Annotated in this window: 15 protein-coding genes; 7 read left to right on the top strand and 8 right to left on the bottom strand. The window is 73.1% G+C overall.

Translation table 11 applies throughout. The annotated features are described in order from the left end of the window. The first annotated feature begins 95 nt into the window (after positions 1–95). Both ACFY6U_RS31115 and ACFY6U_RS31110 read left to right on the top strand, forming a co-directional pair. Positions 96–671: an IS607 family transposase gene (locus tag ACFY6U_RS31115; RefSeq protein ID WP_390043513.1), complete on the top strand. Its 576-nt coding sequence runs from the start codon at positions 96–98 to the stop codon at positions 669–671. Then, positions 664–2,295 (top strand): IS200/IS605 family accessory protein TnpB-related protein, encoded by a 1,632-nt coding sequence (locus tag ACFY6U_RS31110; RefSeq protein WP_390043511.1) that lies wholly within the window; start codon positions 664–666, stop codon positions 2,293–2,295. The genes ACFY6U_RS31115 and ACFY6U_RS31110 overlap by 8 nt, the downstream gene beginning before the upstream one ends. 93 nt (positions 2,296–2,388) lie before the next feature. Here the strand turns inward: ACFY6U_RS31110 and ACFY6U_RS31105 are convergent, their stop codons facing one another. The 4 genes from ACFY6U_RS31105 to ACFY6U_RS31090 all read right to left on the bottom strand — a co-directional run bounded on the left by ACFY6U_RS31105 (position 2,389) and on the right by ACFY6U_RS31090 (position 7,479). Further along, entirely contained in the window at positions 2,389–3,732 is a 1,344-nt protein-coding gene (locus ACFY6U_RS31105; protein WP_390043509.1) for a PrsW family intramembrane metalloprotease, read from the bottom strand. A 10-nt stretch (positions 3,733–3,742) separates the two neighbouring features. After that, entirely contained in the window at positions 3,743–4,639 is an 897-nt protein-coding gene (trmB, locus tag ACFY6U_RS31100; protein ID WP_390043507.1) for a tRNA (guanosine(46)-N7)-methyltransferase TrmB, read from the bottom strand. A 41-nt stretch (positions 4,640–4,680) separates the two neighbouring features. Beyond that, positions 4,681–5,901 carry an L-2-hydroxyglutarate oxidase gene (gene lhgO / locus ACFY6U_RS31095; RefSeq protein ID WP_390043973.1) on the bottom strand — a complete coding sequence of 407 codons (1,221 nt, stop codon included), beginning with the start codon at positions 5,899–5,901 and terminating at the stop codon, positions 4,681–4,683. Between the two features lie 153 nt (positions 5,902–6,054). After that, positions 6,055–7,479: an MFS transporter gene (locus ACFY6U_RS31090; RefSeq protein WP_351485478.1), complete on the bottom strand. Its 1,425-nt coding sequence runs from the start codon at positions 7,477–7,479 to the stop codon at positions 6,055–6,057. Between the two features lie 748 nt (positions 7,480–8,227). On the opposite strand from ACFY6U_RS31090, the gene ACFY6U_RS31085 reads away from it, so the two are divergent. After that, complete coding sequence (locus tag ACFY6U_RS31085) at positions 8,228–10,306, top strand: asparagine synthase-related protein (protein ID WP_390043505.1); 2,079 nt, start codon at positions 8,228–8,230, stop codon at positions 10,304–10,306. 387 nt (positions 10,307–10,693) lie between these two features. After that, entirely contained in the window at positions 10,694–13,996 is a 3,303-nt protein-coding gene (locus ACFY6U_RS31080) for a BTAD domain-containing putative transcriptional regulator (protein ID WP_390043503.1), read from the top strand. On the opposite strand, the gene ACFY6U_RS31075 is transcribed toward ACFY6U_RS31080, so the two are convergent. After that, entirely contained in the window at positions 13,983–15,848 is a 1,866-nt protein-coding gene (locus tag ACFY6U_RS31075; RefSeq protein ID WP_390043501.1) for a sigma-70 family RNA polymerase sigma factor, read from the bottom strand. The two genes, ACFY6U_RS31080 and ACFY6U_RS31075, sit on opposite strands and share 14 nt — an antisense overlap. 267 nt (positions 15,849–16,115) lie before the next feature. Further along, positions 16,116–16,898 (bottom strand): TetR/AcrR family transcriptional regulator, encoded by a 783-nt coding sequence (locus tag ACFY6U_RS31070; protein ID WP_390043499.1) that lies wholly within the window; start codon positions 16,896–16,898, stop codon positions 16,116–16,118. A gap of 403 nt (positions 16,899–17,301) precedes the next feature. On the opposite strand from ACFY6U_RS31070, the gene ACFY6U_RS31065 reads away from it, so the two are divergent. Continuing rightward, positions 17,302–18,681 carry an NAD(P)/FAD-dependent oxidoreductase gene (locus ACFY6U_RS31065; protein WP_390043497.1) on the top strand — a complete coding sequence of 460 codons (1,380 nt, stop codon included), beginning with the start codon at positions 17,302–17,304 and terminating at the stop codon, positions 18,679–18,681. Positions 18,682–18,873: 192 nt separating this feature from the next. Further along, complete coding sequence (locus ACFY6U_RS31060) at positions 18,874–20,517, top strand: SpoIIE family protein phosphatase (RefSeq protein WP_390043495.1); 1,644 nt, start codon at positions 18,874–18,876, stop codon at positions 20,515–20,517. Positions 20,518–20,692: 175 nt separating this feature from the next. Here the strand turns inward: ACFY6U_RS31060 and ACFY6U_RS31055 are convergent, their stop codons facing one another. Beyond that, positions 20,693–21,979, bottom strand: coding sequence for an MFS transporter (locus ACFY6U_RS31055; RefSeq protein ID WP_390043493.1), 1,287 nt, complete (start codon positions 21,977–21,979; stop codon positions 20,693–20,695). A gap of 129 nt (positions 21,980–22,108) precedes the next feature. On the opposite strand from ACFY6U_RS31055, the gene ACFY6U_RS31050 reads away from it, so the two are divergent. Continuing rightward, the gene (locus ACFY6U_RS31050) at positions 22,109–22,657 is read left to right on the top strand and encodes a MarR family transcriptional regulator (RefSeq protein ID WP_351485466.1); all 549 of its coding nucleotides are present in this window, start codon (positions 22,109–22,111) and stop codon (positions 22,655–22,657) included. Positions 22,658–22,977: 320 nt separating this feature from the next. Here ACFY6U_RS31050 and ACFY6U_RS31045 read toward each other — a convergent pair. After that, positions 22,978–23,193, bottom strand: a 216-nt coding sequence (locus ACFY6U_RS31045; protein WP_366353477.1) for a hypothetical protein, incomplete at its 5' end; no start/stop codon positions are given.

Raw genomic sequence — 23,193 nt, 5'->3', positions numbered from 1 at the left:
GGTACCCCCAGCGCCCCCAGGGGGTCTTCAACTGCTGCTCTTCAAAGTCGAGTGAGTGAGCGTAACCATGTGTGAGTGAGTGTCGTTGTCAGAGCATGAATCTCACGGAATGGGCGAAGACGCAGGGTGTGCATCCGCAGACCGCATATCGCTGGTTCCGTGAGGGGACGCTGCCGGTACCGGCTCAGCGGGTCGGCCCGCGCACGATCCTCGTGAATGTTGGGGTCAACGCCGTGCCCGAGGCGATCGGCGGGCTGGGCCTGTATGCCCGTGTCTCCTCCCATGACCAGAAGACCGACCTGGAACGGCAGGTCGCCCGGCTGTCCCGGTGGGCGGCGCAGGCCGGCCACCGGGTGGTGCGCGTGGAGGCGGAGATCGCATCCGGTATGAACGGTGCCCGCCCCAAAGCCAAGCGGCTGCTGGCCGATCCGGATGTGACCACCGTGGTGGTCGAACACAAGGACCGGCTGGGCCGGATGAACACCGAACTTGTCGAAGCCGCCCTGTGCGCACATGGGCGCCGCCTCGTGGTCCTTGATGACGGCGAGGTCGAAGACGACCTGGTGCGCGACATGGTGGAGGTGCTGACCTCGTTCTGTGCCCGTGTGTACGGTCGCCGGTCGGCGAAGAACCGCGCCCGCAAGGCTTTGGAGGCCGCCGAGCATGGCTGACTCCGCACTGCGCACGATCGAGGCGCCGTTCGTTGCGCTGGGCCCGTCCGGGGTGGCGATCCGTACCAGCATCAAGGGCATGTCCCAGCGGGACCGTGAGGTGCTGCCGCTGGTGGGCGCGCACCTGGGTTCGCTGGCTTGCGCCGACCTCAAGGCCCGTTGCCGGGCGGGTACCGATCACGACAGCGACCAGTGGGCGGAGCGCAAGCGGGCCCTGACCGAGGAGTCGTCCTCCCGCTGGGCCGGGAGTATCTCGAAGGCCACCCACGACCAGTGGGGCCTTGCGCGCCGTGCCCAGCTCGCCCGCATCCACAACCTTGAGGCCGGGGTGCGCACGATCTCGCACCGCCTGTCCCAGCCGGTCGGGGAGAAGGGCACGAAGCGGGCGCCGGGCGGCTACCGCACAAAGCGGGAGTGGTTCCAAAAGACCCGGCGCCTGCATGTGCTGGAAGACCGGCTGGCACGCGAGCGGTCCGACCGTGAGGCCGGTGTCGTGCACGTGACGCGGGGCGGGAAGCGACTGGCTCGAGGTCGGCACAATCTGGAAGCCGCCCAGCTCACCGAGTACGAGTGGCGCAGGCGCTGGGATGCCGGACGCTGGTTCCTCCAGGCAGACGGGGAGTCGGGGAAGCGTTTGGGGAACGAAACCATCCGCGTCAGCTCCGACGGTGAGGTCGGCATCAAGCTCCCTGCTCCGCTGGCGCATCTGGCCAATGCCCCGCGCGGCCGGTACGTGCTCGACGGCCGGGTCGACTTCCGGCACCGCGGCGAAGAGTGGGCCGACCGCGTATCGGCGAACCGTGCTGTCGCCTACCGCATCCACCTGGACGTGGACCGGGGCCGCTGGTACCTCACCGCGGCGTGGACGATCCCCCCGGCCCCCACTGTTCCCCTGGCCCTGGCCAGGGCGAACGGGCTCATCGGTGTGGACACCAACGCCGACCACTTCGCAGCGTGGCGTCTGGATGTGCACGGCAACCCGACGGGTGAGCCCCGCCGATTCTTCTACGACCTCGACGGGCCGGCCACCTACCGGGACGCCCAGGTGAGGCACGCCCTCACCCGCCTCCTTCACTGGGCACAGCGCGAAGGCGTCTCGATCGCGATCGAGGACCTGGACTTCGGCGCGGAGAAGACGCGGGAGAAGCACGGCCGCAGGAAGCGGTTCCGCAAGCTGATCTCCGGCATGCCCGTCGCCAGACTGCGGGCACGGCTCGTGTCCATGGCCGCCGAACTCGGCATCAGCATCGTCGTCGTCGACCCCGCCTACACCTCCCGTTGGGGCGCCGAGCACTGGCAGAAGCCCCTCAGCAGCAAGAACCGCAAGACCACCCGCCACGACGCCGCTGGCGTCGCGATCGGACGACGCGCTCTCGGGCACCGCGTCCGGCGACGGACGGCACCGCCCTCACACGACCAGAGCGATCGTGTGCGGCATCGGACCGCCCAGGCCGGACACGGAACCCGCAGGCGTGAGGAAACCCGCCCCCGCATCCTTGGACCACGGACACGATCCGTGTCGCCGGACGCGGCGCGAACGCGGGTGACCAGTGCATCCACAACCGTCCGGGATGCGCCAGTCGACCAGGTCTGGGTCCAAGACTCACTCCTGCTCACTGATTAGGAACGGTTGCAGTCCGGTTCGTATGCGTCCGCAACGGCGCTCAGCCGGCACGGCGCATCCCGGCGGTGCCGGGCCGGCCGCGACCCCGAAGCGCTAACTCCGGTACGGGTTGTAGGCGGGATACGGCATCGCCGCCCCGTAGGCCGACGGCACGTAGCCGGTGTACCCCGGCCATCCGCCCGGCGCGGCCGTCCGCGCCGCGTACTCCAGGGCCGGCCGCACCAGCTCCCGTCGGCTCCACAGCTCCGTGAGGAGCTCCCGCTCCCGCGCCACGAAGTCGGCCCCGGCCCGCCCCCGCTGCCCCCGGCGCCGCAGCAGCGCCAGCGCCGTCGCGTACCCCTCGTACTCGGTGACCGCCCGCCCCGCCGCCTTCCCGAAGTGGTACGCGGCGTACTCCCGGGCCATCTGCCGCGCCCGCATCGACCCGAGCACGAACGGCTCCGCCGCCCCCAGCCACCCCGCGTAGACGTACGCCGGCAGCTCCTCCCGTACCGTTCGCAGCTCCCGCTGCCGCGTCCAGACGGCCAGCCAGGTCAGCAGTCCGAACGCCGGCACCATGAACATGCCGTACACGGCGAAGAACCCGTACTGCCCGAACGTCGAGGACCCGTTCCAGAACGCGTGCATGGTCATCGCGAGCAGCAGCCCGGCCACCGGCACCAGCACGCGCCGCGCCCGCTGCCGCTCCCCGGAGAGCGCGGCGATGCCGAAGCCGATGCCGGTGAGGACGGTGAAGAGCGGATGCGCGAACGGGGACAGCACGACGCGCACGAAGAACGTCGCGGCGGTGACGGAGGCGATCCCGCTGCCCCCGGTCAGCTGGTCGGTCCCGAAGGCCGTACCGAGGTAGAGGATGTTCTCGGTGAACGCGAACCCGGTGGCGGTGACCCCGGCTATCACCACCCCGTCGACGATCCCGGTGAAGTCCCGTCGGCGGAAGAGGAACACGAGGAGCACGGCCGCCGCCTTCGCCGACTCCTCGACGACCGGCGCTATCACGGTCGCCCCGAGCGTGTCCGCGCTGCTCGGGTCCGCGGTCGCCGTCGCGATCCATCTCGTCGCGAAACTGTTGGCGACGATGGCTATCAGCGCGGCCGCGCAGGCGCCCCAGGCGAAGGCGAACAGCACGTTCCGCCAGGGGCCGGGCTGCACCCGGTCCAGCCACCGGAACGCGCCCACGAGCAGCGGTACGGGCAGCACGGCGAGCCCCAGACCCACCAGGAACCCCTCCGTCCCCGTCTGCTCCCGCACCAGCGCGAGGATCACCAGGCCGGAGAGGGCGAGCAGTGTGCCCAGCGCCCCGTACCGCACCCAGCGCCGCTGCCACCAGCGGGGATGCCGCAGGCCGCCGCCGACGGCGTCCGGCGGATACGACGGCTGCGGTGGCTGTGACGGGTACTGCGGGTACGGCGAGTACGGCGGCGGAGAGGTGGCCACGGCATCGACCCTAACGAGGTGACTCCTGACGGTGCTGCTCGCTCTGCGGCACCCGGTGCTGTACGCGACGGAAGAGCAGATCGTTCACCACATGTCCCTTGTCCAGTCCCTGACCCTCGAAACGGGTCAGCGGCCGGTGCGCCGGACGTGGCGCGAAACCGCCGTCGTCCTGCGTGTTCTCGAACTCCGGTTGGGCGTCGAGCACTTCGAGCATCTGCTCGGCGTAGGGCTCCCAGTCGGTCGCGCAGTGCACGATCGCCCCGGGCCGCAGCCGGGTCGCGGCGAGATCCAGGAACTCCGGCTGGATCAGCCGCCGCTTGTGGTGCCGCTTCTTCGGCCACGGGTCCGGGAAGTACACACGCAGCCCGTCCAGCGAGTCCGGCGTCAGCATCTCCCGGAGCAGGATGATCGCGTCGCCGTTCCCGACGCGGACGTTGGACAGTCCGTTCTGGTCGGCGAGGTTGAGCAGGTTCCCCTGGCCAGGTGTGTGCACGTCGACGGCGAGGATGTTGACGCCGGGCTCCTCGGCGGCCATCTGCGCGGTCGCCTCGCCCATCCCGAACCCGATCTCCAGCACCACCGGGGCGTCGTTGCCGAACAGCTCGCCGAGGTCGATGACCCGCTGCCCGTCGATGTCCAGGCCCCACTTGGGCCACAGCCGCTGCAGCGCGTCGGCCTGCCCGGCGGTGACCCGGCTGCGGCGCGGCTGGAAGCTGCGGATCCGCCGCTCGAAGTGCGACCCGGCCGGATCGGCCTTGGGCCCGTCCGGGAACCGCGGCTCCCCCTTGGCCCGGGTGTGCCGGACGGACATCCCGGGGGCGTGGTCGGGGTGCGCACCGGGGACGTGCTCGACGGGGCCGGTCTCGGCGGGCCGGGGGGCTTCGGGGGCGTTGCGGGAGTCAGACACAGTGCGTCGATTTTACGGCCCCCGCCAGGCGGCCGACGGGGTCACACCGAGCCCAGCGTCTCCAGCGCCCTGCGGGCCACCTCCCGCCCGATCGGCAGCGAGGCGGTCGCCGCGGGCGAGGGTGCGTTCAGCACGTGGACCGCGCGCGGCCCCTCCTTGATCAGGAAGTCGTCGACGAGCGTCCCGTCCCGCAGCACGGCCTGCGCCCGCACCCCCGCGGCCGCCCGCACCAGGTCCCCCTCCTCCGCGGCGGGCAGCAGCCGCCGTACGGCCTTCGTGAACGCCTTCTTCGACACCGACCGGAGCAGCTCCCCGCCCCCGTACCGCCAGTGCCGCCGCGCCAGCGCCCAGGCCCCCGGCCAGGCCAGCGTCCCGGCGATCTCCCGCGGCCGTACGACGTCCCACCCGTACCCCTCCCGGGCCAGCGCCGGCACCGCGTTGGGCCCGATGTGCACGCCTCCGTCGATCCCGCGGGTGAGATGCACCCCGAGGAACGGGAACGCCGGGTCCGGCACCGGGTACACCAGCCCCCGCACCAGCTCCGGCCGCGCCAGCTCGTAGTACTCCCCGCGGAACGGCACGATCCGCATCCCCGGCTCGTCCCCGGTCAGCCGGGCGACCTCGTCGCAGTACAGCCCCGCGCAGTTGACCAGCACGCGCGCGCGTACGACGTCCCCGCGCGAGGTGAGCACGGCCACGCCCCGCTCCGGGCGCCGGTCCACGCGGACCACCCGGGCGCCGTACCGGATCTCCGCCCCCGAGGCCTCTCCGAGCTGCCGGGCGACGCCCACGAAGTCGGCCACCCCGGTCGTCCCGACGTGTATGGCGGCGAGCCCCCGCACCTCGGGCTCGTACTCCCCGATCTGCGCGGCCCCGAGCTCCCGCACCGGTATGCCGTTCTCCCGGCCGCGCTGCACGAGCGCGTGCAGCCGGGGCAGCTCCGCCCGCTCGGTGGCGACGATCAGCTTGCCGGTGACGGCGTGCGCGATGCCGTACTCCGCGCAGAACTTGACCATCTCCGCGCCGCCCTTGACGGCGTACCGCGCCTTCAGCGACCCGGGCCGGTAGTAGACCCCGCTGTGGATGACCCCGCTGTTCCGCCCCGTCTGGTGCCTCGCCGGCCCGGCCTCCTTCTCCAGCACGGTGACCCGGGTCCCGGGCGCGGCACGGGTGACCGCATACGCGGTCGACAGCCCGACGATCCCACCCCCGACCACGAGCACGTCACAGTCGTAAGCAATCCCGGCCCGCACCTGCACCACCTCCCACGCTCGATAGTGCACTGCGCCACTGACATCACTTTCAAACGCCGGGTTCTGCAGCGCGCCCCAAAGGGGCGCGAGGAACTGCGCGACCAGCCCCCACGCACCCGCACCCGCTGGCCGGACAGGACCCGGCAGACGAGCAGGCGACCCTCACGCCGGTGCCATGAGCAGCGGCCGTGCCCGCTCCCGCAGCTCCACCACCCTCGGCTCGTCCCCGTACGGCTCGAGCCGGTGCAGCAGATCCTTCACGTACTCCGTCGTCCGCGCGGACGATATCCGCCCGGCCACCTCCACGGCCCGCACCCCCTGCTCGCAGGCCGCGTCGAGGTTGCCCGACTCCAGTTCGGCGACGGCCGAGACCACCAGCCGCAGTCCGTGCGACCGCACGAACTCCTCGGTCGGCTTGGAAAGGGCCTGTTCGGTGAAGCGCCGCACCTGGCGCGGGGCCTTCAGGTCCCGGTAGCACTCGGCCGCGTCCGCGGCGAACCGGTCGTAGCCGTAGAAACCGAGCCAGGAGGGATCGTTGTCCCCCTCCCGCGCCCGCTCCAGCCAGCCCTCCGCCGCCTTCAGCGCGGCCCCCGCCGCCTGCGCGTCACCGGCACGCGCGTGTGCCCGTGCCTCGACCAGCCGGAAGAAGCTCATGGTCCGCGCGGTCGCCAGCCCACGGTTGCGCTCCACTGCGGCCTGCGCGAGGTCGACGCCCTCGTCGCCGAAGCCCCGGTACGTCGCCTGCAGGGACATCGACGCCAGGACGTACCCGCCGAGCGGTACGTCGGCCGCCGCGCGGGCGAGCCGCAGCGCCTGGATGTAGTACCGCTGCGCCGCCTCCTGCTGTCCGGTGTCGAAGGCCATCCACCCGGCCAGCCGCGTCAGTTCGGCACTCGCCCCGAACAGCGCCCGCCCGACCTCGTCGGAGTACGCGCCGAGCAGCAGCGGTGCCGCCTCCACCCGTAAACACTCCGGCACCATCGACGACCGCCAGTCGCCCCCGCCGTACTTGGAGTCCCAGCGCCTGGCGTCCTCGGCGGCCTCCCGCAGCTTCTGCACGTCGCTGTGGCCGACTTTGAGCGGTGCGCCCGAACCGTCCACGGTGTTCGCCTCGCGCGCGACCGAACTGTCGGCGGGGGTTATCAGCCAACGCGAGGCGGGCGTTGCGTATGCGCTCACTGCGAACGAACCGGCCAGCGACTGCCAGATGCCGCCGGAACCGGCCCGGCGGCCGGCGAGGTCGAGGCGGTACAGCTCGGTCGCCGACCGCACCGCCTGTCCGACGTCCCTGGGGAAGGCGAGGCCCACTTCGGGGGCGGGATCCGCGTCCGCCAGGCCGATCTCGTGGAGCGGCACCGGGCGGCCGAGCTTCTGGCCTATCGCGGCGGCGATGAGGTGTGGCGCGGCGCCCTGCGGCACCATGCCCTTCGACACCCAGCGCGCCACCGACGTCTTGTCGTAGCGAAGAGTCAACCCGCGTTGAGCGCCAAGATCGTTGACGCGTCGCGCGAGTCCTGCGTTGCTGATTCCCGCGAGGGCGAGAACGGCGCCGAGCTTTTCGTTCGGCCCGCGTTGCTCCCTGGACATGCGCCACCCCTCGACACAGACGGCTGCCGCGCTGGCATAACCACGCGGCATTCGTAAACCCAGCGTAGTTCGCCGCATCCCAAGCGTTAAGGGGCATTGTTCCGGATGGCGGGATTGTGGTCCGTACGCGAGTGCGGCCCGTATACGCACCGTGCACGACCTGTCGCGACGTGCCCCCGCCGTGTGGCCGTGCGCCCGTCCGTGCGCTCTTCTCCGGCCAACTGGGGAGCGGTTCCATGGCTGATGCGTGGGTCGGCCCGCTGTACTGGATCCAGTGGGCTGGGGGACACCGCCACCTTCATCCCCGCGGGTGGCGGACCGGTCCGGGAGGCGATGCCCGCCTCCCGGACTGTGCGCGTTCGGGCACGCACGCGTGCGATGCGCAAAGCATGTACGGAGCGTGCGCAAGTCCGGGCGGCCATCGCCGATTTGGCCGAAAATCGACCCCACCTTTTTCGGCGACTCAACGCTCCCACCATGGCAATTGAGGGCGCGAAGGGCGTTTTTGGGGAGCGTACAGGGGGCGCATTCACGTCGCAGTCGCCCGGTGCCGTGCGGCGGTCGGCTCCCGCCGCGCCCCTCCCACGGCACGCGCGCGTGACCCGTCCTGCGGCAACTCCGCGGCAACCACGTGAAATCTTCCAGGGATCAAAGGCGGCCCCACCGCCCCTCCGGACCGGGTCCTTCATGGCAGCATGGGGACCCGGTTCGTACCGTGCATGGTTGTCCACAGCCTGTGGAGGCGTCGATGCGGTGGTTGGTGGGATGGAGCAGCACCATCTCCGGTGCCGCCACGATCGGCTCCGCCGGCGCCATGGGCTACGACGGCGAGACCGTCCACCCCGTCGGCTCCCAGCTCCTGTGGGGTGACCCCGACCCGCTCTGGGCGGTCGGCGACTGGCGCCCCGACGAGGTCCGCGTCATCAAGGCCGACGCACAGAACCGCATCGCCGTCCTCGGCACCTGCGGCGCCACCGACGAGGAACTGCGCCTCGGCCTCTTCACGGCGCGCGGGGGCGCACTCCGGCATCTGACCGCCTGGCCCGGCAGCTACACCGCCGTCGTCCAGGTCGGCCGCCGGGTCACCGTCTGCGGCGACCTCGCGGGCGCCCGCCCGGTCTTCTACAGCCCCTGGGCAGGGGGTACGGCCTACGCCACGGCCGCGCTCCCGCTCGCCGACCTCATCGAGGCCAACCTCGACTACGGCCACCTCGCGGCCCTCCTCGCCGCCCCCGACGTACCGGCCGCCCTGCACGACTCGACCCCGTACGAGGGCGTGCGGCGCATTCCGCCGGGGCATGCGCTGATCCTGCGCACCGGGGCGCGCGAGGTCGCCGGGTACGAGCAGGTCGCCTCGCTCGCGGTCGCGGCACCCTCCGCCGACCCCGACCGTGCGGTGGACGCCGTACGGGACGCGCTCGTAGAGGCGGTACGCGCGCGGCTGTCGGCACCCCGGCACGTCCCGGACATCGACCCGGGTCCGGTACCCGGCATGGGCCCCGCCGAGCGTCGCGCGGCGCGCGGGATGCCGGTCCCGGGCATCGGCGCCGACCTCTCCGGCGGCCCGGCGTCGGGGACGCTGGCCCTGCTGGCCGCGGGCCTGCCCGGCATGCCCGGCACGGTCCTCGGCCACGGCACGGGCGCCGGCGAACGCCTCCTCGCCGTCACCTTCAACGACCTGGCCGTGGGCGGCCGCGAGGCCGAACTGGAACGCGCGGGCACCCTCGCCGCCAACCCGCGCCTGCACCACGTGGTGGTCACCGGCGGCGAGGAGGTGCTGCCGTACGCCGACCTCGACGGTCCCCTCACCGACGAACCGGGCCCGTCCCTGATCTCCGCGGCCCGGCACCGCGCCCGGCTCGCCGCCGGCAGCGCCGACCACTTCACCGGCTACGGTGCCCGCCAGGTCCTCGACGCCCACCCCGCGCGCCTCGCCGACCTGCTGATGGACCGCAAACGCCGCCACCTCGTCCGCCCGGTCGCCGCGCTCGCCAAGGCCGACGGCTCGGTGATGGTCCCCGCGCGCGTGTACAGCGCGGCCCGCCGCCTGGCGCGTACGCCGTACCGCGCGGGCGTCGAGTCGCTCGCCGAGCGCCTGCTGCGGCGCCGGTTCGACGACCCCGGAGGCGCGGTGGGCGCGTCCCTCGCGGCGCTCACCTGGGCGAGACCGGGTCCGGCGGCGCGCTGGCTGACCGGTGAGGCGCTGGCTGAAGTATCGGTTCTGCTCCAGGGTTCGGCGAACCGCTCCGGCGTCGGCCCCGGGCAGCGCCCCGGAGACTACCGCGCGCGTGCCGTGCTGGCCCGCCACGCGGCCGACATCCGCGTCCTGGAACAGGCGGCCGAGATCCGCTCCCAGCGCCTCCACACGCCCTTCCTCGACAACCAGGTGGTCCGCGCCTGCCGTGACCTCCCCGAAGCGCTGCGCGTCCAGCCGGGCGCCCGCGCCGCGATCCTCCGCACGGTCCTGGAGGGCGCCGGCGTCGCCGACCTCCCGCCGGGCTGGGGCGCCCCCTCCCACGCGTCCTCGGCGGCCGCCACCCGCACGGGGCTGCGCGTGGCGGCCGACGACCTGATCTCCCTCTTCTCGACGCCGCTGCTGGCGCAGGCGGGCCTGGTGGAGGCGCGGGTGGTCCGCAAGGCGCTGCGCTCGGCGGCCGCGGGGGAGCCGTTGCCGCTGGACGGCCTGGCCGACCTGGTCTCCCTGGAACTGTGGCTGCGCCGGCTCCTCTCCCGCCGGGGCACGTGCTGGACGGGGACGCCGGCCCGGGCGCGGGCGGTGCCCGCGGGGATCCGGCCGATGCGGGGGGCGTTGGCCTCGGGGGCGTGACCTGGCGAGGGGGGCCGCCGCATCTGGGGGCTGCCGCCCCCAGGCCCCCGCATCAGGGGTGCGGCCCTTGTGCTTCGGCTGCGGGCCGGCGGGGGCTGGTCGCGCAGTTCCCCGCGCCCCTGACGGGGCGCTGTAGTCGCGTCAGCTGCGGGCTGCGTCGCGGCCACTCGGTGGGGCGCACCCGTGGCAGCTACATAGCTGCGGGCAGTCGTGCCGCTGGGGCGGCACGGGTGGGCGCTGGGGGTCCCCCCGGCCGAAGGCTGGGGGAGGCACCCTGCCAGCGCCGGTAAGCGACACCCCCCGCCCCCAGCACCCACCCCGGGCACCATGAAACTCCCGGCGCTGAAACCCCGTGCCGCTCCCCCCGCCCCCGGCGACAATGACCCGGTGCGGTACCGAATCCTGGGCGTGACCCAGGCCAGCGACGACCAGGGCGCCCCCATACCCGTCGGCGGCCCCCGCCTCCGCGCGCTGCTCACCGTCCTCGCCCTCCACCCTGCCCGCACCCTCACCCCCGAGACCCTCATCGAGGAGATCTGGGCGACGGACGACGACCCGCCCCAGGACGCCCCGGCCGCCCTCCAGGCCCTCGTCGGCCGCCTTCGCAGGGCCCTCGGCAGGGACAGCATCGCCTCGACCCCCGGCGGCTACCGCCTCGCGGCGGCCGAGGCCGACATCGACCTGTACGTCTTCGAGCGGCAAGTGCGCGAGGGCGCCGAGGCCCTGGCCGCCGGCGACCCGGCGACGGGCCACCGGCTCCTCACCGACGCCCTCGCCCTCTGGCGCGGCCCCGCCCTCGCCGACCTCCCCGACCGCACCGCTGCCGCCGCCCGCCCGGACGCGCTCCGGCTGGAAGCCACCCGCGCCCGCGCCGACGCCGCCCTCCGCCTCGGCCGCGCCGCCGACGCCGTACCGGAGCTGACCGAGCTCACCACGGTCCACCCGTACGACGAGCCGCTGCACGCCCTGCTGATCCGCGCCCTGCGCGACACCGGCCGCCCGGCGGACGCCCTCGCCGCCTACGAGACCGCCCGCCGCACCCTCGCCGAAGGCCTCGGCACCGACCCCGGCCCGGAACTCCAGGCCCTGCACGCGTCGTTGCTCACGCAGGAAGCGACCCCTCTCCAGGCGCCCCCGCCCCGCACCGGCAACCTCCGTCCGCGGCTTACCTCTTTCGTGGGGCGGGAACCCGAGCTCGAAGCCGTTCGTTCCGAATTGCACAGGGCCCGTCTCGTCACCCTCACCGGACCGGGCGGCTCCGGAAAGACCCGTCTCGCCGAGGAGGCCGCCGCCGGACTCCCGCAGGCGTGGCTCGTCGAGCTCGCCCCGCTCGACCGGCCCGAGGCGGTGCCAGGCGCGGTGGTCAGCGCGCTCGGTCTGCGCGAGACCGTGCTCATGACCAACGAGCTGGCGACCGTGCAGACCGACCCCACGGCCCTGCTCGTCGAGTACTGCGCCCCGCGCAGCCAACTCCTGATCCTTGACAACTGCGAACATGTCATCGAAGCGGCGGCCGCCCTCGCCGAGACCCTGCTCACCCACTGCCCGGGCCTCACGGTCCTCGCCACCAGCCGTGAACCCCTGGGCGTCCCAGGCGAGTCGGTGCGCCCGGTCGAACCCCTCGCCCCCGAACAGGCACACCGGCTCTTCGAGGAGCGTGCCGCCGCCGTCCGCCCCGGGGCGGGGGCGGGGACCGGTGCCGCGGCGAGCGACTCGGCGGCGGTCGACGAGATCTGCCGCCGCCTGGACGGACTGCCCCTCGCGATCGAGCTCGCGGCGGCCCGGCTCCGGCTGCTGACACCCCGCCAGATCGCCGACCGGCTCGACGACCGCTTCCGCCTGCTCACCGCCGGCAGCCGCACGGTCCTGCCCCGGCAGCAGACCCTGCGCGCGGTCGTCGACTGGTCCTGGGACCTGCTCGACGAGCGGGAGCGGACGATGCTGCGCGAGGTGTCCGTCTTCGCCGGCGGCTGGGACCTCACGGCTGCGGAGGCCGTCTGCACCGGACCGGCCGCCGACGTCGTCGGCGCGCTCGTCGACAAGTCCCTGGTCGTCGCCACCCCGGACGGCGCGGACGGCGCCGGCGGTATGCGCTACCGCATGCTGGAGACCATCCACGAGTACGCCGTCGAGCGCGCCGCCGAGGTCCCGGGGCTGCGCGCGGCGGCCGAGCGGCGGCACGGCGCGTGGGTGTGCGCGCTGGTGGAGGAGGCGGAGCCGAGACTGCGCTCCGGGGAGCAGCTCCCCTGGATCTGCCGCCTGGAGACCGACCTCGACAACATCCGCGCCGCCCTCGACCGGGCGGTCCGCGCGGGCGACGAGGTGCGCGCGGGCCGGATCGCCCTCGCCGTCGGCTGGTTCTGGTGGCTGCGCAACTACCGCCAGGAGGCCACGGCCTCGGTCCGCGCGGTCCTGCGCCTCGGCGTCGCCCGGGACGCCCTGCCCGAGGACGCGGACCCGGACGAACTGCGCGCGCTCGCCGACGCGGCGGACCACGTGGGCGCGCTCCTGGCCGATCCCGGCGCCCAGGCCGGGCACCCGCTGTACGAGCTGCGCATGGACCTCAGGCTGCTCGAGCTGTTCCTGGCGTCCGAGTCCGGCCAGCCGGACCTGGCGGCGGACGAGCGGACTCCGCGGTACGTCGCGCTCGTCCGGGGCGCCTTCGAGGCGGGCGGTCCCCGGGCCGCCCGGATGCCGGGCCTCATCTGGCCGCTCACCGCGTGGACCCTGGGCGGCTCCGCCGTGGACATCACCCCGGACATGTCCGCGGTGGTCGACAACTGCCGGGCGTGCGGCGGTGACTGGGAGGTCGGCGTCAGCCTGATGTACCGCACCCACATCATGGTCGACTCACCCGGCAACCTGCGGGGCGTCGACGAGGACCTGGCCGAGCTGCGCGTCCTCAGCCGGCGGGTGGGGGACCGCTGGATGCGGGCCCAGGTGTGCAGCGCGGCCGGCGAGGCGGACATGGCGCGCGGCCGGTTCGTGGCGGCGGAGGGCGAGTACCGGGAGGCGCTCCGGCTCGCCCAGGAGGTCGGCGCGCACGCGGAGACGCCGTTCCTGCTCGCGCGGCTCGCCGAGATCGCCTTCCGCTCCGGCGACCGGGCGGCCGCCCGGTCCACCCTGGATCAGGCGGGCGAGGCCTCCGACCGGTACGGGGTGGCGGAGTCGAAGGCGTACGTGGCCCTGCTGCGGGCGATCCTGGCCCACTACGACGGGGACCTGGCCCGGGCGCGGGAGTGCTACGAGGCCGCTCGTGCCACGACGGTGGCCGGCGCCGCACCACCGCAGTTCACGGCCGCGATCCGCTCCGTCGAGGCCATGCTCACGGCCATGGAGCACGGACCCGCGCGGGCCCTGCCGATCGTGGCCGAAGGGCTGCGCGAGGCGGTGGCGTACCGGTGCGCCGAGGTGATCACGGCGGCGCTGGTGGACATCGGCGCCGACCTGCTGGCCCGGCTCGGCGATCTGGCGGGGGCGGTACGGCTGTACGCCGCCGCCGAGCACTGGCGCGCCGAGTGCGTCCGTCCCGAGCCGGAGCGCACCCGCGCCGAGGAGGTCGACGCGGCCGCCCGCGCGTCGCTGACCCCGCAGCGCTACGCCGCCGAGCGCTCGCGCGGCGCCTCCCTCACCGAGGAGGACGCCCTGCGCGAACTGGGCAGAACGCCGACGGCCGCTACCGGCAGGTGAACTTCGACTCGGCCCAGTCGGCGAGCGCCACCGTGTCGAAGGGGTCCTGCGGTTCGACCACCAGGCGCACGGTCCGGTGCCCGGTCAGGTTCACGTGGACGGGCACGGCGGCCTGTCCGCCCTCGACGAACCCGGACCGCCACAGCCGCACCCCGTCCGCGTAGACGGCGAAGGCTACCTCGCCGAGGCCCAGGGTCATGTCGTCGACGCCGGCCATCGCGTCGTAGGCGGTGCACTGCCGGTTGAGGTCGATGGTGACGGAGGACCGGCCGTGCACGGTGACACCGTGCGCGTACTCCTTGCCGGCGACCGTCACGCCGTACCGCTGCCAGACCCAACTGCTGTCGCCGAGCCGCATCTCGGGACGGGTGCCGTCGCCGATGACGTCGAAGCGCAGCTCGCTCCACTGGTAGACGACCGGGGCGGGCGGTGGAGTCGGCGTCGGCGTGGGAGTGGGGGCCGGACCCGGCGGGGTGGGCGTGGGTGGCGGGCTGGGGGTCGGCTTCGGGCTCGGGGTGGGCGTGGGAGCAGGGGGCGGAGTCGGGGTGGGTGTCGGGGTCGGTTCCGGGGCGAGGACGACCGGTTCGGGTGCCGGTTTCCTCTTCGACGGGGTGGGGGCCGGTGCCTTGGGCTGCACGGCCGGCGCGGACGGGGCGGGTCCGGCGGCCTCCTTGACCGGGTGGCCGTCGTTCGTCAGGGCGAGGGCCACCACGGCGATCGCCGCCGCGACCACTCCCGCGGCGATCCCGGCCTTCAGCGGCCCCGCGAGCCCCTCCGAGGCGGCGGCGCCCCCGGCCCCGCCGCCCGCCCCGCCGGACGAGCCGCTCGCCGCGGCGGCCGCACCCGCGGCCCCCACACCGGCACCCCCGGCGACGATCCCGAGCGCCTTGGCGTACCCGGCGGCCCCGAACCAGCCGATGACCGCGACCGGTACGACGGCCGGGATACCGCTCGCGACCTCTTCGATCTGGGCGGCGGCCAGCCGGCACCTGGCGCACTCCTCCAGGTGCTTGCGCAGCCCCCGCTCGGCCCGGACCCGCAGTTTGCGGCGGGCGTAGCCGCCGAGCTGGTCGGCGTAGCGGGCGCACTCCTCGTCGTCGGTGAGGGAGGCGCTCACATGGGCCTGGAGGTAGGCCTGCTTGAGGCCCTCACGGGCCCGGCTGGCAAGGACCCGGGTGCCGTTGGCGTCCAGCCCGAAGAGGACGGCCACCTCGCTCGGCGACTCGTCCTCGACCTCGGTGTGCCACAGCACGGCCTGCCAGCGCTCCGGCAGCGAGCGGAAGGCCTGCATCGCCATCGACTGCTCGGCCTCGTGCATCGCGCGCACATCCGCGCCGAGGTCCAGGCTGTCGTCGTCGGACACCTCGGAGCCGCGCGCGGACTGCGCCGCGAACAGCGCGAAGTCGTCGACGAGTTGCTCACGCCGGGCGGACTTGGTCCACTGCGCGGCGACCCGCCGTACCGAGGTGAGCAGGTAGGCGCGCACGGCGTACTCGGGCCCGGACCCGCCGCGCACCGCCTGCAGCATGCGGGCGAACACCTCGGCGGTCAGGTCGTCGGCGGTGTGCCCGTCCCGGCAGCAGGTCCGCGCGTAGCGCCGAACCGCGTCCGCGTGCCGGCGGTACAGCTCCGCGTACGCCGAGTCGTCGCCGGTCCGCATCCGCTCGATCAACTGGCTGTCGGGATGCGGGAGTTCCCGGGGCGGCGGCAGGACGCTCCCGTCACGCTGTGCCGGAACGCTCCCCTCCGGCGGTTCACCGGCCGGCGGCACCGCGGCCCGCCCGCCCTGGCTGGGCACCTGCGGCGAGGTCGTCCCCTCACCGACGGACTCGTCCCACCCGTCAACGCCCATCGCGGAACGCCCCCGATGCCTGCCCAACCGACCGAATCACCGGCTCAGACTGCCACACCGCCTTTGCCCAGGCGCGCCACCGACGAGACGGTCACCCGGAAGGGGAAACACCAGGACGACAGCGCCCCGTGAGGGGCGCGGGGCTGTGTCTGATCTGCGGCTGCCGCCGCGTGGGCGCGACCAGCCACAGTCAACCCGCACCCGCCCACGGTCTTCACACGGCACACGCACCTGCGAAGGCCCCCGCCCGACCGAGCAAGGCCACCGTCAGGCCCGAGACCGCAACCCCTCCAGCAAGATGTCCAGCAACCGAGCCGAAGCCGCCGCCTGCTGCGCAGCATCCGGCAGGGACGGCGCCGCGGTGGCGATCACCAGCAGGACGTCGGAGACGGAGACGTCCGGCCGCAACTCACCCGCCGCCCGCGCCCGCTCCACCAGCCGCCCCACGACGTCGAGCAGCGCGGCCGCTCCCGCGTCGTCGGCGGCGTCGCCCACCGGCTCACGCCCCTCCGGTACCAGCCGCAACTCCGCGGCCCCCAGCTGCGTCCGCTGCGCCGGCACCCTGGCCTCCTCGGCCCCGGAGCCGGTCACGGCACCGCCGCCGACCTCCTCCGGCACCCCGACCCGCAGCACCTGCGGCGGCAGCAACCGCCCCGCCCCCGACGCCACCGACGTCCGCAGGAAGCGCGCCAGGGCCGACCATGGCTCGTCCTCCTGCCCGAGCGCGGCCCGCGCCTGGTCGGTCAGCCGGGAGGTCTCCTCCTCGGCTATCCGCCGTACCAGCACGTCCTTGCTCGGGAAGCGCCGGTAGACCGTGCCGACCCCGACCCGCGCCCGCCGCGCCACGTCCTCCATCGGCGCGCCGTACCCCAGCTCGCCGAAGACCTCGCGCGCCGCACGCAGCACGTGCTCCAGATTGCGCTGTGCGTCCACCCGCAACGGCGTCGTACGCGGCCCGTCACCGCGTCCGTTGCCCGCCGTCGCGCTCACCGTTCCGCCACCGGCCGCAAGAGCGGATGCCGATGACCAATGCGTGTCCTGAATATGCATCTGTGTTCCCCCGGTTAACGACGTCTCCCCCCGGAGACTCTCCCCGTCACTGAAAGCCGGAGCGAGCGGAACTGCGGCCGACCCATGGCCGATCCATGGACCGCGGGCCGGGCGGACCGCCCGTCGCGACCCGTTCGACCACATCCTCTGCACCCCGTCGACACACGAACATAGTTGAGAGGCTGTCAATTCAGAAGGGGGACGTTCCGCACGGTGCGCCCCCCGATCGGAGTACGGGTCGTTTACCTCCCGATTCGGCGCCTTCGCGCTCCCCTGCCCGCCCTCGCTGACCTGGCCCCTTTCGTCCCACCCGGGGCGCACGCCCGGCGCCCCGGAAAGCCGGCCGCCGGTCATACAAATTGCCGGGGCTGTGGACAAACAAGAGTCACGGGTGCGTCATGGGATGGTGAAGGAACGTGCGCGCATTCTCGTTGTCGGCGGCGGCTACGTCGGGATGTACACGGCCCTGCGGCTGCAGCGGAGACTGAAGCGGGAGCTCAGCCGGGGGGACGTCGACATCACTGTCGTCACCCCCGATCCCTACATGACGTACCAGCCGTTCCTCCCCGAAGCGGCCGCGGGTTCGATTTCCCCTCGTCACGTCGTCGTACCCCTCCGGCGCGTTCTGGACCGGTGCCATGTCGTCATCGGCGAGGTGACGGCCGTCGAACACGCCAAGCGCACCGCCGAAGTAGCCACCCTCGCCACCGCCGAGGAGCGAGAAGGCGCCACTTTCCTGGAGTACGACGAACTGGTCCTCGCCCCCGGCTCGGTCGCGCGCACGCTGCCCATCCCCGGTCTCGCCGAGCACGGCATCGGCTTCAAGACCGTCGAGGAGGCCATCGGCCTGCGCAACCATGTCATCGAGCAGATGGACATCGCCTCCTCCACCCGCGACCCGGCGATCCGCGACGCGGCCCTCACCTTCGTCTTCGTGGGCGGCGGCTACGCGGGTGTGGAAGCCCTCGGCGAGCTGGAGGACATGGCCCGCTACGCCGCGCGGTACTACCACAACGTCCAGCCCGAGGACATGAAATGGATCCTCGTCGAGGCCACTGACCGGATCCTCCCCGAGGTCGGCCCCGAACTGGGCCGCTACACCGTCACCGAACTGCGCCGCCGCAACATCCAGGTGCTGCTGGAGACCCGCCTGGAGTCCTGCGCGGACCGCGTCGCCGTCCTCAGCGACGGCCAGCGCTTCCCCACCCGCACCCTCGTCTGGACGGCCGGGGTCAAACCGCACCCCCTGGTCGCCGCCACCGACCTGCCGCGCACCCCGCGCGGGCGGCTGAAATGCACCGCCGAGCTGACCATCGACGGCGTCGACCACGCATGGGCCGCGGGCGACGCCGCCGCCGTCCCCGACGTCACCGCCGCCGAACCCGGCACCGACACCGCCCCCAACGCCCAGCACGCGGTCCGCCAGGCGCGGGTCCTCGGCGACAACATCGTGCACGCACTCCGGGGCGAGCCCCTCGACACGTACGCCCACACATACGCCGGCTCAGCCGCCTCCCTCGGTTTCCACAAGGGCGTCGCCCAGGTCTACGGGCGCAGGCTGAAGGGCTACCCTGCCTGGTTCATGCACCGCGTCTACCACCTGAGCAGGGTGCCCACCGTCAACCGCAAGACCCGCGTCCTCGCCGAATGGACCCTCTCCGGGCTCTTCAAACGGGAGATCGTCTCGCTCGGATCACTCGAACATCCCCGAGCGGAGTTCGAACTCGCGGCCGGTGGAAAGCCTCCTCACAGTCCCTCCGACGACTCGAACGGGTCGTCTTGACGGAACTCAGGAACTCCACGGACCGCCCCGGCGTCTGACGGATGTCGTCGCCGACGGCCACCCTGCCAGACTGCCCCCCGACCGAGCACAAGGCTCCTCCCCAGCTCCTCCCCAGAACTGCACCGGGGGACTTCCCCCGGCCCCCGGCCGCTCCCCGAGCCGGCCGGAGACGACGACACGAGGCAAGGTTTCGTGAACTTCACGCGCTGGAGCGCCCGGCTCCCCGGAACGCAGCGCCGCGCCGCAGCGCGGACCGAGCACGCGGTCTCCCCGGACCGGCGGGGGGACTCCGTACCCGCGGCCCGCGCCGAACAACTGACCGATAACTCGCCCTGCGTGCCCGCGGTCGACGAACTGCCCGCCCGTGGCGTCCTCGACCACGTCCCGGCCCTGGTCGCCCTCGTCCACGGCCCCGACCACCACATCGCGTACGTCAACGACGCCTATACGACGGCCTTCGGCGTACGCCCCCCGGGCGCCCCCGCCCGCGAGGCCCTGCCCGAACTCGCCGAACTCGGCCTCCTCCCCCTCCTCGACCAGGTCCTGCGCAGCGGGAAGCCCCGCACGCTCAAGTCCCGCAAGGCACTCGACGGCCGCACCTACACGTTCACCTGCACCCCGGTCGCCGAGAACGGCGACCGCGACGGCGGCGTCCTCCTCTTCGCCACCGACGTCACCGACCACGCGGAGGCGGCGGAGCGGCTGCGCGCCAGCGAACGCCGCCAGCGCGAGACGGCGGTGACCCTCCAGCGCTCGCTGCTCCCGCAGGAACTCGAACAGCCGGACGACCTCCGTATCGCCGCCACCTACCAGCCCGGCGGCACCGAGGCCGCGGTCGGCGGCGACTGGTACGACGTCATCACCCTCGGCGGCGGCCGCACCGCCCTCGTCATCGGCGACGTCATGGGCCGCGGCGTCCGCGCGGCGGCCGTCATGGGCCAGCTCCGTACGGCGGTCCGCGCCTACGCCCGCCTGGACCTTCCCCCGCACGAGGTCCTCCAGCTCCTCGACGGCCTCGCCACCGAGATCGACCCCAACCAGATCGCCACCTGCGTCTACGCCGTCCACGACCCCAACGAGGGCCGCCTGGTGTACGCCTCCGCCGGCCACCTCCCGATCCTGGTCCGCGACGAGCAGGGCAGCGTGCTGCGCACCGAGGAACCGACCGGACCGCCGCTCGGCACCGGCGGCTGGGTCCACGCGTCCGCCTCGGTACCGCTGGGCCCCGGCTCGACGGCAGTCCTCTATACGGACGGCCTGGTCGAACGCCGTGACGAGGACCTGGACGAGGGCATCGCGGCGCTGGAGCGCGCGCTGGCGGGCGCCACCGGCACCCCCCAGGTCATCTGCGACCGCCTGGTCCGCTCGGCCGGCGTCACGGCCGACCACGACGACGACGTGGCCGTCCTCGTCCTCCAGCATCCGGCCCGTACGGGCCCCGACGGCGACCTGTTCCGCAACGCCGCGCTGGAACTCCTCGGCGGCATCGAGGCGGCGCCGCGCGCCCGTGCGTTCGCCTCCGGCGTGCTGACCAGCTGGCGCTTCCCCGCCGACCTCCACGATCTGGGCGTCCTCGCCACGAGCGAGCTGGTCGCCAACTCGCTCCAGCACGGCACCCCGCCCATGCGGCTGCGGCTCCGCCGCACCGACCGCCGACTGATCATCGAGGTCACGGACGGCGACGACCACCTCCCGCGCCGGAGGCGCGCGGAACCGGGCGACGAGTCGGGCAGAGGCATCGCCATCGTGGCGACGATCGCTTCGGGGTGGGGGTCGCGGAGGACGCCCGGGGGCGGGAAGGCGGTGTGGTGCGAGTTCGTACTGCCGAAGGGGTAGGGGGGCCGTCGGGCGGGTGCGGGCCGGTGGGGGCTGGTCGCGCAGTTCTACCCCCAGCCTTCGGCCGGGGGGGGGGATACCCCCGGCGCCCCTACGGGGCGCTCCTGAGCCGTTTCTCTCAAGCGCGCGGGCGGCACCCGGCCAGCGCCGGTAAGCGTCCCCACCCCCGCCCCCACTACGCGGACACGGACTCCGCAGTCGCGCCACCCCGGGCGACGACCCTGCTCCTCGCAGCCAGCCAAGGCCGGTCCTGGACATCCGTCAGCCGCTTTCCGAGCCGTACCGCCAGGACACTGATCCCCAGCGAGAACAGCAGGAACGTGACGACGTACGGCGCGGGCAGCGAGGCCCCCAGCGGCCCGCCCACCGCCGGCCCCACGGCCAGCGCAAGCTGCTTGACCAGTGCGAACGCCGAGTTGTACTGCCCGGCCATCCCCTCCGGCGCCAGGTCGGCCACCAGCGGAGCCACCGTCGGCGACAGCATCGCCTCACCCAGCCCGAACAGCGCGTACGTCGACACGAACGCGGCCGTCGCCATCTCCTGGCTGCCGTGCCCCAGCCCCGCATACCCGGCCGCGACCCACGCGACGGCCCAGATCAGCCCGACCCCGGCGATCACCCGCGACCGCCTCCGACGCTCGACGAACCTGAGCACGGCGAACTGCGCGACGACGATCATCAGCGTGTTCGCGGCCAGCGCGGTGCCCAGCGCGGACGTGGATATCCCCGCCGCCTCCACGCCGTACGCGCTCAGCCCGGACTCGAACTGCCCGTAGCAGGCGAAGAACAGCACGAAGCCGAGGACGGACAGCTGCACCATCGCCCGGTTCCCGAGCAACTGCTTCCAGCTGCCCTTCGCCGACGACGTGGCCGGCGCTTCCGCGATCCGCGGCGAGTGCGGCAGCCGCACCGTCGACATCACGACGGCCAGCAGCAGGAACATCGCCGCCTCGATCGCGAAGAGCAGGGTGAAGGAGGAGACCCGGGTCGTGTCGACGAGGTGGCCGCCTATGAGGCCACCCACGCCCAGGCCCAGATTCTGCAGGAAGAACTGCGTCGCGAAGGCCCGGGACCGGGTCTCCGCCGTCGAGCAGTCCACGATCATCGTCGCCAGCGCGGGCTGCATCACGGCCTGCCCGGCCCCCAGCAGCGCCGCCGCGGCCAGCACCGCCGGACCGCTCCCCGCCAGCCCCAGGCTCAGCGCACCGACAGCGGCCGTCACCAGGGCGGTGAGGAGGACCGGCAGTGGGCCGCGCCGGACGATCGCCCGGCCGGCGAACGGCAGCACGATCAGCGCGGCCACGGCGAAGACGGCGAGCACGACACCCGCCGTCATGGCACCGAGCCCCCGCACCTGCGCCACGTAGACGTACAGGTAGGGGACGGTGAAACCGAGCCCGAACGCGCTGAGTGCGTTGCCCACGTGGATCCGGCGCATCGCTGCGCCCATCGCCCTGGTCACGTTCACCTCTCTCAGGTCGTCAAGTCGACGGACTGCTGAAGTCTGAAGACTTTGAAGCTAAAGTTCGAACCTAAAGACTACATCGCGAAGGACTTCAACGCCAAGCGTGTCCGTGCGATACTGCGGACCATGGCCGACACCACCGGCGCCGGTGAGCCGACGCTCGACGAGCAGATCGCCGCCTACCAGCGCGAATTCCAGGACCTCGACCCCCAGGTCGAGAAGATCGTCTCGGCCCTGTCCCGGCTCAACCGCCGCATGAACGTCGCCTACGGCCGCCAGACCGGCGCCCTCGGCATCAGCAACGCGGAGTGGGAGGTCCTCAAGGCCCTCGTCCTCTCCGGGGTCCCCTACCGCATGGGCCCCAGCGAGCTGGCCAAGCGCCTCGGCCTCACCCCGGCCGCGATGACCCACCGCATCGACCGGATGGTCGCCGAGGGGCTCGTCACCCGGGAGAGGGATGAATGCAACCGCGTCCGGGTGATCGTCGAGCTGACCCCCGAAGGGCGCGAGAAGTGGCTGGAGGCCATGCGCCTCGCCTCCGTCTTCGAGGAGGATCTCCTCCAGGACCTCTCCCCGGCGGAGCGTGGGGTGCTCGGCGAGGTCCTCACCCGGCTGCTCCGCCGCGTGGAGCACGCCCAGCCCGACGCCGGCGGCCGGCTCACCGACCTGGACTGATGGCGGCGCGCGCGGGCCGCGGAAAAAATCTTGACAGGGGAGGGTTGACACCCCCCTGCCCGCCCCGTAATGTTCTTCGGGTTGCCGCGGAGCCGTAACGGTTCTGCGACAGCAACTCCGCCGCATGAGCGGCACCCAAACCACCAGCACGATCTCCCGACCGGGTTGATTTCGGCGTGCCCGAATTCAATTCGATTTCGGGTCCCAGTGGTGCCCGGACGGACCAAGAGGCCCGATTGGGAATCGCGGACCGGATCCGCTAAGGTTTGGGACGTCGGAACGGCCCAACAGCCGGGAAGACAACTCCCGCTGACTGGGAATCAGACGCCGAAAGGATCTGATAGAGTCGGAACCGCCGGAAAGGGAAACGCGAGAGCGAGAACCTGGAAAGCACCGAGGAAATCGGATCGAGAAAAGATCTGATAGAGTCGGAAACGCAAGACCGAAGGGAAGCCCGGAGGAAAGCCCGAGAGGGTGAGTACAAAGGAAGCGACCGTTCCTTGAGAACTCAACAGCGTGCCAAAAGTCAACGCCAG

It is taken from the genome of Streptomyces sp. NPDC013157, from assembly GCF_042899865.1.
Classification (GTDB): Bacteria; Actinomycetota; Actinomycetes; order Streptomycetales; family Streptomycetaceae; genus Streptomyces.
This window is presented reverse-complemented; position numbering and strand designations above follow the sequence as displayed.